The organism is Chromohalobacter israelensis DSM 3043 (assembly GCF_000055785.1).
GTDB classification, from domain to species: domain Bacteria; phylum Pseudomonadota; class Gammaproteobacteria; order Pseudomonadales; family Halomonadaceae; genus Chromohalobacter; species Chromohalobacter israelensis.
The window spans coordinates 584,066-600,839 of sequence record NC_007963.1; the positions used below are offsets into that span (position 1 = coordinate 584,066).

A 16,774-nucleotide genomic window follows, 5' to 3' on the forward strand; every position below is an offset into this window, starting at 1 on the left:
GCATATGCACTGTCGACAATCGTTCGCCGCTGCCGCGATGGGCTTGCCGGTCGCGGCAGCCGTTGCGAGACTTTCGGCTCGATTCCGTATTCCGAATATCGCCTGCGAGATGAGACACGAGATGACAGTTCTGATCGGTATTGGCATTCCCCTGGCAGTGCTGGTGGCGGTGTGGTGGTGTGCCCGGCTGGCGTTGAAGCATCTGACGGCCCGGGACAAGGCGACTCGCGAGCGCATGGCCTGGGCCATCGCCGCAGTGGTGGCGTCGCTGATTGCGGTGTATTTGTGGTTGCTGCTGACCATGCCAGTGATGCCGTCTTAGGTCGCTGCGAGTCGTTTGTCGACGAATAATTGCTTTCTCGATTTGACACGGTGTCAAACCTTGTATAACTTTTCACTGTCGCTGGGGGTAACGGCCACAGGGAAGTGGCTCAGGGAATCAAAGTTGCTCTCAACCGGCTGGGAAGCTGGGTGACGGAATTCGCCGAGTCAGGAAGACAACGTGGGTGTACTGCGCACATGCGCTTAATGACAGGCATGGATGCCGACAAAGCTGCTCATAGGGAACCGAGCACGTTGTACGGATAAACTTCTGTACAAGTTACAAGGGCAGGACCGCAAGGTCCTGCCCTTGTCGCGTTGTCGGCGTTCACCTCGCCGGCAGCGCGGTGTGTGGCTCCAGGGCCTTGTCGAGTGACGCTATCCTGACTACCATTTTGTGCCGCTGCCGGTGTAGCTCAGTCGGAAGAGCAACGCACTCGTAATGCGTAGGTCGGTGGTTCGAGTCCACTCACCGGCACCAACCAGCTACCTGCAGACCGCCGCCACGATGTTTACGGGCGGCGGTCTTGCGTTCCCGCCCCATGTGCTCGGTATTTCATGCCTGATCCTCTGGCATCATGCTCCGTTTCTCTGAAGTTAGCGCCCTAGCTTTGCGGCTATCCGACGCGTCTCCTAACGTTAAGGTTGGCCGAACCGCCTGACACGGTTTTCGGCCCGCAGACTATTTTACGTCGGTGGGCGTGCACCGATGCCCGGTAATCGCTCGCCGAAGACGGACCCCCAGCCCTGGCTGGCGAATGGTGAGGATACGACATGGATGACCGCGAACATCTCGAGGCCGAGGTCTCGTATTACGATCCCACGCGACAACCGGCATCGCCGTCGCGGCGCCACTTCCTGAAGACTGCGGGGGCTTCCGGGTTGGCGGTGGCCGCTGCGCCGGCGTTGTCATCGGTGAGTTACGCCGGCTCGCCGGACGATCCCGATACGCAGACCGACGCACCGCCCGCCGAGGGGGCACGGCGCATCACCCTGACCGTCAATGGACGTCGCCATCAGCTCGATGTCGCACCCAACGTGATCCTGCTCGATGCGTTGCGTCACGGCCTGCAATTGACCGGCACCAAGAAAGGCTGCGATCACGGTCAGTGCGGCGCCTGCACGATCCTGGTCAACGGCACGTCCATCAATTCCTGCTTGAGCCTCGCCGTGACTCACGACGGCGACGAGATCACGACCGTCGAAGGGCTCGAAAAGGGCGGCCAGCAGCATCCGTTGCAGCAGGCGTTTCTCGAGCATGACGCCTATCAGTGCGGTTACTGCACGGCGGGTCAGATGATGAGCGCGCTGGCAGTCCTGCAGGATGACGACATCGGTACCAGCGATGCCGACGTGCGCGAGGCGATGAGCGGCAATATCTGCCGTTGCGGCGCCTACAAGAACATCGTCGCGGCTATCCAGTCAGCTCGAGGCGCCGTCCAGGGAGGCAAGGCATGAGACATTTCGATTACGCCCGCGCCGAAAGCCCGCAACAAGCTGTCGCGGCGCATGGCAGCGATCGCGATGCCGCCTTTCTGGCAGGCGGCACCACACTGCTGGACCTGGTCAAGCTCGACGTGATGCAGCCGCAGAAGGTGGTCGATATCAACGGCGTCGATCTCACGACCATCGAGCGCCTCGACGATGGGCGGCTGCGCATCGGCGCGATGGTGACCAATACTGCGCTGGCGCGGGACGAGCGTGTGGTCGAGGATTATGCCGTGCTGTCCCAGGCCCTGCTGGCAGGGGCCTCGACACAACTGCGCAACAAGGCCACCACCGGCGGCAACATCATGCAGCGGGTGCGCTGTCCCTATTTCCGCGATGGCGTCTCCGCCTGCAACAAGCGCGAGCCCGGCAGTGGTTGCGCGGCGATCGGCGGTGTCAATCGGACCGTCCATGCCGTGCTCGGTACCAGCGACGCCTGCATCGCCACGCATCCCTCGGACATGTGCGTGGCGATGGCGGCGATCGGCGCCACGGTCGAGGTGCAGGGGCCGGAAGGCTCGCGCGAGATCGACTTCGGCGACTTCCATCTGCTGCCCGGTGACACGCCGGCCCGCGAGCATGCGCTCGAGCCGGGCGAGTTGATCACCCATGTGGTTCTCGAGGCGCCGATCCACGGGAGCCGGTCCGCCTATCTCAAGTTGCGCGACCGTCAGTCCTATCAGTTCGCGCTCGCCTCCAGCGCGGTGATCGTGCGCATGGACGGCGACATCATCCGCGAGGCCCGAGTGGCCATGGGGGGTGTCGGCACCAAGCCCTGGCGGGCGCCGGAAGTGGAAGCGGCGCTCAAGGGCAGGACCGCCAGCGAAGCGCTCTTTGCGGATGCCGCCAGGCTGGCCTTCGAGAAGGCCACGGCCTATTCCCAGAACGGCTACAAGATTCCGCTCGGCCAGCAGGCCATCGTGCGCAATCTGTCCGACCTGACCGCCGCCTGATCGCCCGCGAGGAGAACCGACCATGAGCGACAAACAGCACAGCATCATCGGCGCGGGCGTGCCGCGCATCGACGGCCCGGACAAGCTCGCCGGCCGCGCCAACTATGCCGCCGACAACCTGCCGGCCGACATGGCGTACGGCTATGGGGTGTTCAGTACCATCGCCAAGGGCAAGGTGGCACGGATCAAGGTCGATGAGGCGAAGCGGATGCCGGGCGTCATCGATATCTTCCATCATGGGCATTTCCCGTCGCTGTACCGGACGCCGTCGAGCTTCGCGCAGGGCAACAAGGTGGAAGAAACTCGGCTGCCGTTCGAGGACGAGCGTGTGTACTACGAGGGCCAGTTCGTGGCGCTCGTGGTCGCCGACAGCTTCGAGAACGCGCGTGCCGCCGCGCGCCACGTCGAGGTGGAATACGCCTCTGAGTCGGCCGTCGCCAATCTCGCCCAGGGACTCGACGACAATGGCACGCAGGCAGGTAGCGGCAATCACTCTCGGGGAGATGCGTCCGGGGCGTTCGAAGACGCGGCAGCGAGCATCGACGTCACCTATCACACCCCGGTGGAAACCCATAACCCGATGGAGATGCATGCCTCCGTGGCGTACTGGGACGCGCAGGGCAATCTGACCATCTATGATGCCTCGCAAGGGGTCGTGGTCGAGCGCAATGCACTGTCCAAGATCTTCGCCATCGCTCCTGAGCGCATCACGGTGCATGCGCCGTACATCGGCTCGGGATTCGGCAGCAAGCTGTGGACCTGGCCACACGCCGTCGCCACCGCCGCCGTGGCGCGTGAAGTGGGACGCCCGGTGCAGCTCGTCGTGCCGCGTCAGCAGATGTTCACCACTACCGGGCATCGCCCCGAAACGCGTCAGCGCATGCGCCTGGCCACCGATGCCAACGGCAGGCTGGTCTCGCTGCGTCACGAATCGATCAACACCACGTCGTTCACCGATCAGTACGTGGAAACCTGCGGCAGCGTGACCAAAAGCCTCTACAGCTGTCCCAACCTGACGGTGAGCCATGCCACGACCCAGGTGAATCGCGGCACTCCCACGTCGATGCGTGCGCCCGGCGCGGCGCCGGGGCTGTTCGCGCTGGAGTCGGCGATCGACGAGATGGCGCTGGCGGCGGGTGTCGATCCGGTGCAGTTCCGGCTCGACAATTATGCCGAGCGCGACGAAAGTCAGGATCTGGATTTCTCCAGCAACCACATCGTCGAAGCAACGAATCGGGCGGCGGAGACATTCGGCTGGGCCGACCGCAATCCACGGATCGGCAGCATGCGCGAGGGGCGCGAGATCATCGGCTATGGCATGGCAGCCTGCAATTGGGAAGCGCTGAAGCGCCCCTGCGATGCACGCGTGTCGCTGCGTGCCGATGGCACCGCCTTTGCCTCCTGCGCGACACAGGACATCGGCACCGGCACCTACACCATCGTGGCGCAGGCGGTGAGCGACGTGACCGGCATCCCGATCGACCGTATCACCGTCAAGCTGGGCGATTCCTCCTATCCGGACGGACCGATCTCCGGCGGCTCCTGGGCCACGGCGACGACCCTGCCGGCCATCGCCGGGGCGGCGCGCAATGCCCTCGACGAGATGAAGCGCTACGCCACCGGCGACAACGGTGTCTTCGCCGGGGCGTCCAGCGACGAGCTGGACGTCGTGGACGGCGGCCTGCGCAATGCCGGCGGCAAGCAGGCGAGCTTCGCCGAGGTCCTCGACGCCGCGCGTTACGGCAGCGCCGACGGCGAAGCGCATACCGAGGCCGCCGACTCGCAATACTCCTATCGCTCCTTCGGTGCTCATTTCGTCGAGGTGCGCTGGGATCCGGGCATTTCTCACCTGCGCGTGTCGCGCGTGGTCAGTGCCATCGACGTGGGCCGCGTGATCAACGAAACCACGGCGCGCAATCAGGTCGAGGGCGCGGTCGTCATGGGCATCGGCATGGGGCTGTTCGAAGCCACCGAGTACGACGAGCGCAACGGTCGTCCCGTGAACAACGACTATGCCGAGTACGTGGTGCCGGTACACGCCGATCAGCCGGAGATCGACGTCATCCTGCTCGATTACCCGGACCTGGCGTTCAACGAGTACGGTGCGCGCGGTATCGGCGAGATCGGCATCACCGGGCTTGCGGCTGCCATCGGCAATGCGGTGCACCATGCCACCGGCAAGCGCATTCGCGAACTGCCGATCACCCTCGACAAGCTGATGGACGACGTACCCCAGGCGCAAAGCGCCTGAGGCGCGTCGGCTGATCTCAGTGCCTCGCGCCGCCGCCAGCGGGCGTCGCGAGGTGTTGCAGGTCCGAAGGCGTATCGACGTCCAGCAGAATGCCGGGATCCTCGACATCGATCGTCCGGCAGCGTTCGGGGTGCTGGTGGATGAGTCGCCGCGCCCCGCTATCCCCGTCCAGGTGCGTGAGCGCCGGCCAGAAATCGCGTCCGAACAGTACCGGGTGGCCGGGGCGGCCGGCATGCCGGGGGCGAATTATGTGTGCGGTATCGGCCATGTGCTGCACGCGGCGCAGCGTGTCGGCGCGAATGGCGGGCATGTCGCCGAGCAGTATCGCGGCCGCCTGAACGTCGGCGAGTGACGGGTCCCCTGCAAGCGTCGCGAAGGCCTCGGCCAGGCTGGTACCCAGCCCGCGGTCGGCGTGTGCGACACCGATCACGGACGCGTGCTCGGCCAGGCCGAGATGCGCCGGCGTCTCGGTATCGCGCAGCACCACGCGACAGTGAGTGAAGGCCTCGACCGCACGCGCGAAGGAGGCGTTGAGCAGCGTCTCGCCCCCTGCCAGCAGGGCGCGGCGCTTGTCCTGCTCTCCGAAACGCCGCGAGCTTCCGGCGGCCATGATCACGGCGACCACGCGCTTACAGGGCATCGCGTGCCTTGCCGCGTCTCACGCGCACGATATCGGCCATGACCGCCAGCGCGATTTCGGCGGGTGTCCTGCTCCCGAGTGCCAGGCCGATGGGCATGTGCAGACGTGCGATTTCTTCCTCGCTGAGCCCGCCGATGCGTGCCAGGCGCTCGGCACGGGCCGTCGAGGTGCGTTGCGAGCCCATGACCCCGATGTAGAACGCCGGCGTGCGCACGGCCTCGATCATGGTCAGGTCATCCAGGCGCGGGTCGTGGGTCAGGGCGACGATGGCCGTCGCCGCGTGGCTCGCGCCCGAAGCAATGAAGGTGCTGGGCAGCTCGCGTCGCGTGCGTACCCCGGGAAGCGCCACGTCTTCCCATGCCTCTTCGCGCGGGTCGCAGACGATGACCTCGAATCCCATCGCGCATGCGAATTCGGCGCAGGCGATTGCTACCGGCGACACACCTGCCACGATCAGGCGCGCCACGGGGCCGAGGCGCACCCGGGCGTGATGCGCATCGCACGTCACCCTGGGTCCATTGCCGTCGTCCTCGACGAGCGTCGCCGCGCCCGTGGCGAGGTCGATGTCGCGGACGGCCGGGTGCCGGCCGCCCAGCACGTCCTGCACGGCTTCGAGATGAGCCAGCGATGCCGGCGTCGCCGGCAGGCGCTCGATCAGGACGTCGAGAATGCCATCGCAGGGCAGCGTCACCGACGGCCCGTCGGCATGCCCGTCGCCGTAGCGCAGCGTGGTGATCGGCGCCTCGAAGTCCCCGCGCCTCAGGCGTTCGAGGAAATCCTCCTCGATGCAGCCGCCCGACAAGGAGCCTGCATGGCGGCCGTCCCCGCGCGCGACGAATAGCGAGCCCGGCTCGCGGGGCGACGAGCCGAACGTCGCCAGCACCGTGCACAGCCAGACCGTCTCACCGGCACGTGTCCAGGCCAGGGCCTTTTCGATGACCTGTAAATCCAAGTGCTGCATGCGCGAGGCGTCCCATCGAACAATGAACGTCGAACATCGTGTGGCTCCGATGCGTTGGCCGCACGATGTTTCCTTGGCAGACGCTTGCCTGCGTGGCGCTCATTGTAACACCTCGGCGTACGCGCGCCGGCTAGCCGGGCAGCAGGCGCCGGCGCCTGGGAGCGGCGGGGCGAGCGCCTGGGAAGCGCTGCTCGATGAGACGCATCACGCTGGTGAGCACCAGGGTCAGGGCGAGATAGATACCGGCGATGAGCAAGAGCGGCTCGTACACCAGGAAGGTTTCGTCGCGCACCATGTTGGCGGCCTTGAGCAGATCCATCAGCGCGATGGTCGAGACCAGCGGCACCGACTTGAGCAGCAGGATCAGCTCGCCGGTCAGCGTGGGCAGACACATCTGGATGGCGCGCGGCAGCCACAGCCGATAGAGAATCTGCCAACGGTTCAGGCCGAAGGCGCGCCCCGCAGCCAGCTCCCCCTCGGGCACGCTCAAGAGGGCGCCGCGCAGCACCTCGCCCGTGTAGGCGCCGACGCTCAGCGTGAAGGTCAGCGCGCCATAGAAGAACGGGTCCCGCAGCAACGGCCAGATCAGACTCTCGCGCACGCCGGGAATTTCCGGCAGCAGGCGCCCGACCCCGTCGTAGAAAAAGAACAGTTGCACGAGCAAGGGCGTGCCACGTACCACCGTGGTCACACCGGTGACCAGCATCGCCAGCGGACGGGGACCGCGCAGGCGGGTCACGGCGAACACCACCGCCAGCGCGAAACCGCAGACGGCCGACACGGCGACCAGCCACAAGGTGTTGACGAAGCCGGTCCACAGGGCCTTTTGATAGAACGGATCGGTCAGCCAGGAAAAGTCCATGGCAGGGATACTCCTCGATACGGGCTAGTCGGTGTCGACTAGGTGCTGGGCTGGCCGCGCCGGACGTAGCGCTCCGCGCGGGCGAACAAGGCGTTGGAGCCCAGCGTCATGACCAGATACAGCGCGCCGGCGAATGCGTAGAACAGGGCATAGTCGCGCGTGCTGGCGGCCGCCTGCTGGGCGGTGAAGAACAGCTCCTCGAAACCGATCACGCTGATCAACGCGGTGTCCTTGACCAGGATCAGCCACAGGTTGGACATCCCGGGCAGGGCGTTGGGCAGCATGGCGGGCAGCACGATGCGGTGAAAACGGGTCGGGCGCGAAAAGCCGTAGGCATCGGCGGCTTCCAGCTGCCCGCGCGGTATCGCCTGGATGGCACCGCGGAAGACTTCGGTCATGTAGGCGCCCTGCACGAAGGCGAGCACGCCCACGGCAGTGACGAAACCGCTGATCTCGATGTGCATGTCGCCGCCGAGTTCGGCGAGCAGGGCATTGAGCGCCTGGCTGCCGGCGTAGTACAGCAGGATGATCAACAGCAGTTCGGGAATGGCGCGCACCAGAGTGGAGTACGCCGTCCCCAGGGCGCGCAGGGGGCGCCAGGGGCTGAGCCGGGCCGTGGCGCCGACGAGCCCCAGGCCGAGCCCGATGGCGTAAGCCAGCAAGGCGATTTCCAGGGTTACCAGGGCGCCTTGCAGGATCGGGCCGAGCCATTCCAGCAGGCCATCGGTAGGATCGCTTGGCATGGTCGAATCTCGCAGTGTCGGAACGGGACCGGCCGGGCAGGCCCGGCCGGAGGATCGCGAGGCGGATCAACCGCCGCAGATGTCGGTGCCGAAGTACTGCTGGGAGAGCTCGGCGCAGCGGCCGTTGTCGAGCACGCTGGCGATCGCGGCGTTGAGCTTGTCGCGCAGGGCGTCGTCTTCCTGGCGCAGACCGATGCCCACACCGTTGCCGAAGGCATCGTCACGCGGTGCGATGGCGCGGATCTCGAAGTCCTGCGCTGAGTCGCGCTCGACGAATTCCGTCATGGCGATCTCGTCGGCAAGGATGGCATCGACGCGTCCGGCGAGCAGGTCGCGGTTGGCTTGTTCCTGCTGATCGTAGACCTTGAGTTCGACCCCGGTATCGGCCAGCGAGCGGCGTGCGAAGGTGGCGTTGGTGGTCGAGCCCTGCACCCCCAGAATCTTGCCGTCCAGGTCCTCGGGAATTTGCATGTCGTTGGCCTTGGCGGTGACGTACGCCGAGGGCGTGAAGTAGTACGGATCGCTGAAGGCGATGACCCGCTTGCGCTTCTCGGTGATCGACAGCGAATTCATGATCATGTCGATCTTGCCGCTGTTGAGGGCAGGGAAGATCCCGCTCCAGCCCGTCGGGGTGATTTCACAGGCGGCGTCCATCTGCGCGCAGATCGCCTGGCCCAGTTCGACTTCGAAGCCGGTCCAGCTGCCGTCGGCATCCTTGTAGGTGAACGGCGGGTAGGGCTCCGCGGAGATGCCGATCTTGAGCGGTTCGTCCGCCATCGCCGAGGTGGCGCTCAGGGCCAGCAAGACAATGCCCGTGGCCTGCATCAGGGTCGCTTTCAGTTGCTTGATCATCATGGTTCCCCATCGTTGTTGTATCGGGCCGGTGCGGCCCGGGGTGATATGGCGCCCTGGGTGGCGCCACGTGAAAGGCTCAGGCCACGCTCGAGACGAACTGGCGGCAGCGTTCGCTGGTCGCGTTCTCGAAGACATCATGCGGCGTGCCGATTTCCTCGACGCAGCCCTGATGCAGGAACGCCACCTGGTGCGAGACGTCGCGCGCGAAGCCCATCTCGTGCGTGACCAGCAGCATGGTGCGGCCTTCCTCGGCGAGGCTCTGGATGACCGCGAGCACGTCGCCGACCAGTTCCGGGTCGAGCGCCGAGGTGGGTTCGTCGAACAGCAGCACGCGCGGCTCCATGGCCAGGGCCCGGGCGATGGCCACGCGCTGCTGTTGTCCGCCGGAGAGGTAGGCGGGGTACTGATCGCGCTTGTCGGCCATGCCCACGCGCGCCAGGTAATGTTCGGCGAGGGATGTGGCGTCGCGCCTGCTCAGGCCGCGCACGCGCATGGGCGCCTCGATCACGTTGCCGAGCACGCTCAAGTGTGGCCATAGATTGAATTGCTGAAAGACCATGCTGACCTGCGTGCGCAGGCGTTGCAGCTGGCGCCGGTCGGGCCGGTGGTGGCGAGCGGGCGAGAAGGCCAGCGACTCTCCGGCGATGGTCAGATCGCCGCTGTCGGGGGTCTCGAGAAGGTTCATGCAGCGCAGCAAGGTGCTCTTGCCGGAACCGCTGGAGCCGATGATCGAGGCCACGTGGCCCTCGCGCACGTCGAGCGAGACGTCCTTGATGACTTCCAGCTCGGCGTAGCGCTTGACCAGGTGGCGGGCCTCGATGGCCAGGTTATTGTGATTAGCCATACCCCTCCTGCAGTGAGTGGAAAGATAGCGGCCCGGGTATCGTCACCGGGCCGCGCGTGCGGTCATGCCTCGGCCGTCGTGCGGCACTCGGCGGCGCAGCGTGCCAGGCGTTGGCAGGCCTCGCGCAGGCGATCGGCATCCACCGTCAAGCTCAAGCGCACGAAGCCGGACGCCGACGGGCCGAAGGCATCCCCCGCGAGTACCGAGACGCCATGGGTATCGAGCAAGCGGTCGGCAAAGGCCTGTGCCGACAGCCCGGTGCGGCGAATGTCGACCATCATGAACATGCCGGCCGCGGGGCGCAGCGCCTCGACGGTATCGTCGTCGGCGAGGGCCTCGAGCACGCTGTCGCGGCGCGTACGGTAGGTGCGACGCATCTCGTCGAGCGCTGCAGGCGGGTGGGCCAGGGCCTCGCAGGCGGCATCCTGGATGAAGTCGGGGCTGCCGTAGAGCATGCACAGCGCCAGGTGGGTCAGGTGCTGGATCAAAGGCCCAGGCCCGATCACCCAGCCCAGACGCCAGCCGGTCATGGCATGCGACTTGGACAGGCTGTTGACGATGGCGGTGCGCTCACGCATGCCCGCGAGGCTATCCGGCGAGAGATGCTCGCCATCGTGGATCAACTCGGCATAGACCTCGTCGGAGAGCAGCCACAGATCATGCTCGCGGCACAACGCGGCCAGTGCCTCCCAGTGGTCGCGGCTCAGCACCTGACCGGTGGGGTTGTGCGGACTGTTGAGCAGCAGCGCACGGGTGCGCGGCGTGACCGCGGCGGCGAACTCCGCGGGGTCGGGCTGAAAGTCGTTCGCCGCACGCAACGGCACGCGCACCAGGGTCGCCCCCGCGGCCTGCAGGGCCGCCTCGTAGGTCACGTACATCGGCTCGGGCACGATCACCTCGTCGCCGGGGTCGAGCACGCACTGCGCCACCGCATACAGGCCGCACTGCGCGCCGGCCATGACCGCGACATTGTCGGCCCGGGTCTCCGGCGCGCCGCCGGTTTGGCGGTGCCGACGCGCGATCAACTCGCGCAGCCGGGCCTTGCCCTGTACGTCGGCATAGTGCGTGGCGCCGGCGCGCAGGCTGTCGACCGCGCTGTCGACGATCGGCGTCGGCGTGGCGAAATCCGGATCGCCCACCGAGAGGATGATGACGTCGTCGCCCTCGGCCTGACGCGCCAGGGCCCGGTAGTGGATGTCCCAGGCGGCGGCACCTTCGCCGGCAATGCGCTGGGTCAGTCGGGAATACTGCATGCAAGCTCCTTGCTGGCGGTCGCCGTGCGTTACAGGCTGGCCTTGACGGCGGCCAGGCCGGGCTCGCCGTCACGGGTGGTGACGCCTTCCAGGAAGTCGGCCAGTTCATCGGGGTGCGCTTGCAGCCACTCGCGGGCCACCGTCTCGAGCTCGCGTTCTTCCAGGCCGTATTCGCGAATGAAGTCGCTTTGCTGCTCGGCGGTCAGCACGAACTGGTCGAGCAGCCGCATGAGGTTGGGGTTGGCCTCGCTGAAGGACTTGGCGACGATGGTGCGCACGTCGCTGCGGCCCTGGTTCTCGCCATAGATGCCTTCAGGGTCGTCGAGGATATGCATGTCGAATTCCGGCACCATCCAGTGCGGCGTCCAGCCGTAGAAGGCGACCCAGCGCTTCTCGTCGTAGGCGCTGCGCACGGCGCTGAGCATGCCGGGGGTCGAGGACTCCAGTAGTTCCCAGTCGCCCAGGCCGTAGGTGTCGTTGCGTTTGGCGTCGTTGATGAAGTCGCTGACCGTCGAGCCCGACTCGATGGAATAGTAGCGGCCCTCGAAACGTTCGCGGTTCTCGGGATCGTCGAGCTGCTCGGCGCTGGTCACGCCGGCATCGAAGACATAGCCGGGGACCGCGAAGCCCATGCGCGCGCCGGTGACGTTGTTGCCCAGATCGACGATGGTGCCGTCGTCCATCGCGGCGTCGTAGCTGTCCTGCTGGGCGGGGAGCCAGCCGGCGAGGAAGACGTCGCTGTCGCCGGTTTGCAAGGTCTTGTAGCCCACCGTGCTGCTGAGCTCCTGGCGCTCGTTGGTATAGCCCAGCGGGGCCAGGATCTGCGCCATGATTTCGGTCTTGACCGTGACGCCGGGCCACGGCGGCGCGACGAAGGAGACCTGGGTGGCCTCGTCGGTGGCATGGGCGTGGGCTGCCAGGGGCAGCAGGGCAAGGGCGGCCATCAGCCGCGTGGTGGTGCGTCGCATGATGTCTCCTGGTGAATACGATGAATTCAAGCGGACCATCTGTCGGCCTCGACGTCGATCAGGGTCGGCCCCGGCGCCTGGCGCGACGCCTGAAGTGCCTGGTGCAGCGCGGTACGCGTCGAGACGCGCACGCCGTGGCAGTCCATCGACCGGGCCAGTGTCACGAAATCCGGCGCGGCAAGATCGACGCCGAGACGCGGCACATCCTGGGCATCCATGTAGCGGCGGATCTCGCCATACCCCGCGTTGTTCCAGATCACGATCGCCAGGGGCACGCCGGCCTCGCGCGCGGTGGCGATTTCAGCGAGGGTGAACATGAGCCCGCCGTCTCCGACCAGTGCGATCACCGGCCGCTCGGGCACGCCCAGGGCCGCACCCAGGGCGGCGGGCAGCCCGTAGCCGAGCGTGCCGTAGCCGGTGGCGGCGTTGAACCAGCGGCGTGGCGCGGGCATCTCGGCGATGAAGTTGCCGGCATATACCGGTCCGGTGGAGTCGCCGACGATGGTGGCGTCGGGCAATGCCTCGCGCAGGGTGTCGAGGAAGTCGGCATAGGGGGCGACATCGTCGGCGTCGCGCAGTGCCAGCGCCGCCCGGGTGTCGGCGACGCGGGCGGCGCCCTCGCGCGAGGCCTGATGGGGCAGGCGTTCGAGCAATCCCAGGGCCACTTCGCCGACGTCGGCCAGCAGGGCGAGGTCGGTGGCGTGATTGCGCGCCAGCTGCTGGGCATCGATGTCCACGCGGATCAGCCGGCCATCGAGCCGGAAGCCGCCATCGAAGGTCAGGTCGTAGTCAGTCTCACCGAGTTCGGTGCCCAGCGCCAGCACCACATCGGCGTGGCGGGCGAGTTCACGGCCGGCGGGCAGGCTCGCGCAGGCGCCGAGGTCGAGCGGGTGATCGCATCCCAGCACGCCCTTGGCGTTGATGGTGGTCATGGCGGGAGCGTCGAGGCGTTCGACCAGGGTGCGTACCGCGTCGCCGGCAGCGACGCAGCCGCCCCCCAGCAGCACCAGCGGACGTTCGGCGTCGGCGAGCCAGTCGGCGGCCCAGGCCAGTGCGGCATCGGGAGCCGTCGGCGGAAAGACCTCGGCGATGCGCGGCCGGGTCTCGGGCGCGGGCAAGGCCATCACGTCGAGCGGGATTTCGATGTGCACGGGGCCGGGGCGGGCGCTCTTGAAGACGGCAAAGGCGCGTCCCAGCACCTCGGGCAGGGCCTCGGGCGTCTGCAGGGTATGGCTGAACACGCTGACCCCGGACAGGGTGTGTTGCTGATCGGGCAGTTCGTGCAGGCGGCCCTGGCCACGACCCAGGGTGTCGCGCCGATTGACGCTGGAAATCACCAGCATGGGCACCGAGTCGGCGAGTGCCTGGCCCATGGCGGTGGCGATGTTGGTCATGCCCGGACCGCTGATGATGAAGCAGGCGGCCGGCTTGCCGGTCGCGCGGGCGTAACCGTCGGCCATGAAGCCGGCCCCTTGCTCGTGGCGCGGGGTCACGTGGCGCAGACCGCTGTCGGGCAGACCGCGATACAGCTCGACGGTATGCACGCCGGGAATGCCGAAGACGGTCTCGATGCCGTGAGCGACGAGCAGCTCAAGAAGGCGATGGGCGCACTGGGTCATGCCGGGTCCTCGACGCTGGTGGTTTCGCCGAATGGCGGGCGTGACATGACACGTTCGACCATGGGGATGAAGTCCTCGAGAGGCCGCGTGGGGTAGTCGGGATCGAAGGCGCACTGGTCCCACTCGTCGCAGAAGCGCACGGTGCGCGCGTAGGCAGGGTGATCGCGATAGGCCTCGCGCGCATGGGGATCCATGCCGTAGAAGGCGCGGTAGTGATACCCCTGGAACAGCTCGTGATGGCGAATCATCCACACATTGAGCGGATCGATGAAGGGTTCGAGGATCGCCGCGGCGATTTCCGCATGATTGGCGGGAGCCAGGTCGTCGCCGATGTCGTGGAGCAGGGCGCAGATCACGGTCTCCTCGTCGGCGCCCGCTTCCAGCGCGCGGGTGGCGGTTTGCAGGCAATGCTCGTAACGGTCGACGGGATAGCCGTGGGTATCGCCCTTGAGGCGCAGCAGGTGCTCGAGCACGCGTCGGCTGGCATCGTTCTGGTAGTGCTGGAAATGCGCGTCGATCAATGCCCAGTCGGCGCGGGTGCTTTCATCGAAACGGGTGAAGGTCGCCTGGTTCATGGGTTGACTCCTTGAGCGGTATGCGATGCGCCAGGCCGCGCGTTTCCGGCGAGCTGGGCGCCGAGCACGCGGCGCCGGCTGGCGGTACTGTCGCGATCCACATAGCCCTGGCGCAGGTGACGCACGCCCCCTTCGAGCTGGTACGCGGTGCGGCCGTGCAGCAGCCGATAGTTGTCCATGATCAGCATGTCGCCCGGCCCGAGCTTGAGATGCACGGTCAATGCCTCGTCGGTGATCAGGCGATAGAACCGCTGACGCGCGGCGTAGTAACGCTCGAGCAGCGCCGCGTCGTGGGCCGCGATGCGCTCGGTGCGATTGGAGTAGCGCACGCGCGCCAGACGTCCTCGGCTGTCGAGTTCGATCAGCGGTCCCTCGCTTTCCAGGTCGGTGGTGGCGTCGGTGTAGCGGAAGCGTGGCGAGAGACGCGTCAGGCATGCGAAATCCTCGGGCGCCTCGGCCTTGAGACGCTGTGCCGCCATGAAACCATCGGTCAGCGTGCTGTCGCCCCCGTCGGCGGCGTTGCTCAGGCAGTGCAGCCAGATATAGCCGGGGATCGGATCGCGATAGGGGTTGTCGGTATGCGGCTCGAGGCCTCGTTGCGTCATGGTGAGGTCAAACGCGTTGGCCACCGACTTGACGTCGGCGATGCCGCCCCAGTTGGTGCGGCGCAACGGGCCGATACGGTCGATCAACGGCTGCATGCCGTCTGCCTCGCAGGGCACGCCGCTGACCTTGACGAAGCCGTAGCGGTGCAGGTCCTCGAGCATGGCCAGCAGGGCACCGTCGTCCTCGAGCGCCGAAGCGAAGGTCGCCTGGGGCAGCGCGTCGAGACCGGCGTCCCACAGACGCAGGCCGGGCTCGACCTCGGCGTGATCGGCGTCGGTGTCGAGGAGCAGGTCGTTCAGGGCATAGGCCGTGGCGTGACCGTCGCTGAAGCGTACGTGCAGGGAGTCTGCCTCGCAGCTTGCGGTCTCGGCGCACAACGTCAGGGGCAGTTGCGCGGCCTCGATCAGGCGCTGTCCGGTGCGGGTGTCGAGCGTGGTGTCGTCCGGCGCCCGCTCGCGCAGCCAGAGGGCGGCGAATTCGCGACGCTGACCGGCGGCATGCAGGATCAGGCGGCGCCCCTCGTCCTTGAGTTCGACGTCGGCGGAAATGAACATGAACGGTGCTCTCCACTGCTGGCATGGATTCGTAACCGCTTGGCTCGCGGGCCAAGACATTTCCCTACCCTAGGCGGGTTGCAGGCAGGGTATTTGCACTAAATCGTCATTTAATAGATGATTTTCGCCATGAGTGAGCTCTCGACCACCGACTGGCCCTATCCACGCCCCGAGCAACCACCGGTCCCTCGGCCCGGAGAAGCGGCGCATACCGTGGATGTCTGGGTCGTGCCCAATTTCTCGATGCTGACATTGTTCTGCCTGCTCGAACCGCTGCGCGTGGCCAATCGGTTCGGGCGCACGCTCTTCGCATGGCGGTTGTTGTCGGCGGACGGCGAGGCGGTGGTGGCCAGCAACGGGGTGCGCATCGAGGTGGACGGCCCCCTGGATGCGCATTGCCACGGCGAGCTGCTGATGGTGATCTCGTCCTATCAGCCGGAAGTCAGCGTGACCAGCGCCGAGCGCGCGGTGCTGCGCCACGTCGCGGCCCATGGCGGGCGTGTCGGCGGCCTCGATACGGCGCCTTTCATCCTGGCGCGGGCAGGGCTGCTCGATCATCATCGCGTGGCACTGCACTGGGAGAGCGTGCCGGCGTTCCGGGCGGAGTTTCCCCACATCGCCGTCAGCGAGGCGCGCTTCGAGTTCGCCGGACAGCGCCTGACCGGCTCGGGCGGGGCGGCAGGCATCGACATGATGCTGCAATGGATCGAGCACGATTACGGGCCGGCGCTGGCCAATGCCGTGGGACGTCAGCTGGTGCACCAGCGCGTCTCCGAAGAAGAGGCCTGGAAGGCCGGCGCCGCGCGTACCCTGGAGGACTTGCCGCGTAGCGTGGTGCGGGCGCTGGCGGTGATGGAGGCCCACCTCGACCAGGTACTGCCGATGCCCGAGATCTGCCGCCTGGCGGGACAGTCGCAGCGTCAGCTGACGCGCCTCTTCGTGGCACATTTCGGAGAAACCCCCAAGCAGTGCTACCTGGGCATGCGCCTGGACTATGCGCGGCGCCTGCTCGCCGATAGCCGCTGCCGTGTCACCGAGGCCGCGCTGAGCAGCGGCTTCGTGCATCTGGCCCACTTCTCGCGCGCCTACCAGGCCCGCTTCGGCGAGCGCCCGAGCGTGACGGCCGAGCGCGGTACCGTGTGACCCTTGGCGGTGCCCCGAGCCGGGAAGGGCGCCGATCGATATAACCAGGAGTTTTCACGTAGCCCTTGTTTCTCCTCTTGCAAGTTATGTCGGGTTGGCTAGGATATTTCTCCGTCTCACCAACTCAGGAATGAAGAC

At 66.7% G+C, this 16,774-nt stretch carries 16 protein-coding genes and 1 tRNA gene; 6 read left to right on the forward strand and 11 right to left on the reverse strand.

Annotated elements, in window-relative coordinates:
• Positions 1-121: 121 nt before the first annotated feature.
• The 5 genes from CSAL_RS17360 to CSAL_RS02745 all read left to right on the forward strand — a co-directional run bounded on the left by CSAL_RS17360 (position 122) and on the right by CSAL_RS02745 (position 5,013).
• The gene (locus tag CSAL_RS17360; RefSeq protein WP_148266790.1) at positions 122-322 is read left to right on the forward strand and encodes a hypothetical protein; all 201 of its coding nucleotides are present in this window, start codon (positions 122-124) and stop codon (positions 320-322) included.
• 404 nt (positions 323-726) lie between these two features.
• A tRNA-Thr gene (locus tag CSAL_RS02730) sits at positions 727-802 on the forward strand.
• Between the two features lie 293 nt (positions 803-1,095).
• The gene (locus CSAL_RS02735) at positions 1,096-1,779 is read left to right on the forward strand and encodes a (2Fe-2S)-binding protein (protein ID WP_011505835.1); all 684 of its coding nucleotides are present in this window, start codon (positions 1,096-1,098) and stop codon (positions 1,777-1,779) included.
• The gene (locus CSAL_RS02740) at positions 1,776-2,762 is read left to right on the forward strand and encodes an FAD binding domain-containing protein (RefSeq protein WP_011505836.1); all 987 of its coding nucleotides are present in this window, start codon (positions 1,776-1,778) and stop codon (positions 2,760-2,762) included. The genes CSAL_RS02735 and CSAL_RS02740 overlap by 4 nt, the downstream gene beginning before the upstream one ends.
• 22 nt (positions 2,763-2,784) lie before the next feature.
• Positions 2,785-5,013, forward strand: coding sequence for a xanthine dehydrogenase family protein molybdopterin-binding subunit (locus tag CSAL_RS02745; protein ID WP_011505837.1), 2,229 nt, complete (start codon positions 2,785-2,787; stop codon positions 5,011-5,013).
• 16 nt (positions 5,014-5,029) lie between these two features.
• On the opposite strand, the gene CSAL_RS02750 is transcribed toward CSAL_RS02745, so the two are convergent.
• The 11 genes from CSAL_RS02750 to tmpA all read right to left on the reverse strand — a co-directional run bounded on the left by CSAL_RS02750 (position 5,030) and on the right by tmpA (position 15,493).
• Positions 5,030-5,653: a nucleotidyltransferase family protein gene (locus CSAL_RS02750; protein WP_011505838.1), complete on the reverse strand. Its 624-nt coding sequence runs from the start codon at positions 5,651-5,653 to the stop codon at positions 5,030-5,032.
• The gene (locus tag CSAL_RS02755) at positions 5,643-6,614 is read right to left on the reverse strand and encodes an XdhC family protein (RefSeq protein ID WP_011505839.1); all 972 of its coding nucleotides are present in this window, start codon (positions 6,612-6,614) and stop codon (positions 5,643-5,645) included. The genes CSAL_RS02750 and CSAL_RS02755 overlap by 11 nt, the downstream gene beginning before the upstream one ends.
• A 130-nt stretch (positions 6,615-6,744) precedes the next feature.
• Positions 6,745-7,476: an ABC transporter permease gene (locus CSAL_RS02760; RefSeq protein ID WP_011505840.1), complete on the reverse strand. Its 732-nt coding sequence runs from the start codon at positions 7,474-7,476 to the stop codon at positions 6,745-6,747.
• 38 nt (positions 7,477-7,514) lie between these two features.
• Entirely contained in the window at positions 7,515-8,219 is a 705-nt protein-coding gene (locus CSAL_RS02765) for an ABC transporter permease (protein ID WP_011505841.1), read from the reverse strand.
• Positions 8,220-8,285: 66 nt separating this feature from the next.
• Entirely contained in the window at positions 8,286-9,074 is a 789-nt protein-coding gene (locus CSAL_RS02770; protein WP_244846468.1) for a transporter substrate-binding domain-containing protein, read from the reverse strand.
• Between the two features lie 76 nt (positions 9,075-9,150).
• Positions 9,151-9,918 (reverse strand): ABC transporter ATP-binding protein, encoded by a 768-nt coding sequence (locus CSAL_RS02775; protein WP_011505843.1) that lies wholly within the window; start codon positions 9,916-9,918, stop codon positions 9,151-9,153.
• 62 nt (positions 9,919-9,980) lie between these two features.
• Entirely contained in the window at positions 9,981-11,171 is a 1,191-nt protein-coding gene (locus CSAL_RS02780) for a pyridoxal phosphate-dependent aminotransferase (RefSeq protein ID WP_011505844.1), read from the reverse strand.
• Positions 11,172-11,200: 29 nt separating this feature from the next.
• On the reverse strand, positions 11,201-12,139 hold the full coding sequence (locus CSAL_RS02785) for an ABC transporter substrate-binding protein (RefSeq protein WP_011505845.1): 939 nt from the start codon (positions 12,137-12,139) through the stop codon (positions 11,201-11,203).
• Between the two features lie 26 nt (positions 12,140-12,165).
• The gene (locus tag CSAL_RS02790; protein ID WP_011505846.1) at positions 12,166-13,758 is read right to left on the reverse strand and encodes a 5-guanidino-2-oxopentanoate decarboxylase; all 1,593 of its coding nucleotides are present in this window, start codon (positions 13,756-13,758) and stop codon (positions 12,166-12,168) included.
• A complete protein-coding gene (locus CSAL_RS02795) occupies positions 13,755-14,333 on the reverse strand; it encodes an HD domain-containing protein (RefSeq protein WP_011505847.1) in 579 nt (192 codons plus the stop codon). Before CSAL_RS02795 ends, CSAL_RS02790 begins: the two co-directional genes overlap by 4 nt.
• Positions 14,330-15,493, reverse strand: coding sequence for a 2-trimethylaminoethylphosphonate dioxygenase (tmpA, locus tag CSAL_RS02800; RefSeq protein WP_050934485.1), 1,164 nt, complete (start codon positions 15,491-15,493; stop codon positions 14,330-14,332). The genes CSAL_RS02795 and tmpA overlap by 4 nt, the downstream gene beginning before the upstream one ends.
• A 129-nt stretch (positions 15,494-15,622) precedes the next feature.
• Here tmpA and CSAL_RS02805 point away from each other — a divergent pair, with 129 nt between their 5' ends.
• Positions 15,623-16,636 (forward strand): GlxA family transcriptional regulator, encoded by a 1,014-nt coding sequence (locus CSAL_RS02805; protein WP_035414490.1) that lies wholly within the window; start codon positions 15,623-15,625, stop codon positions 16,634-16,636.
• Positions 16,637-16,774: the final 138 nt, after the last annotated feature.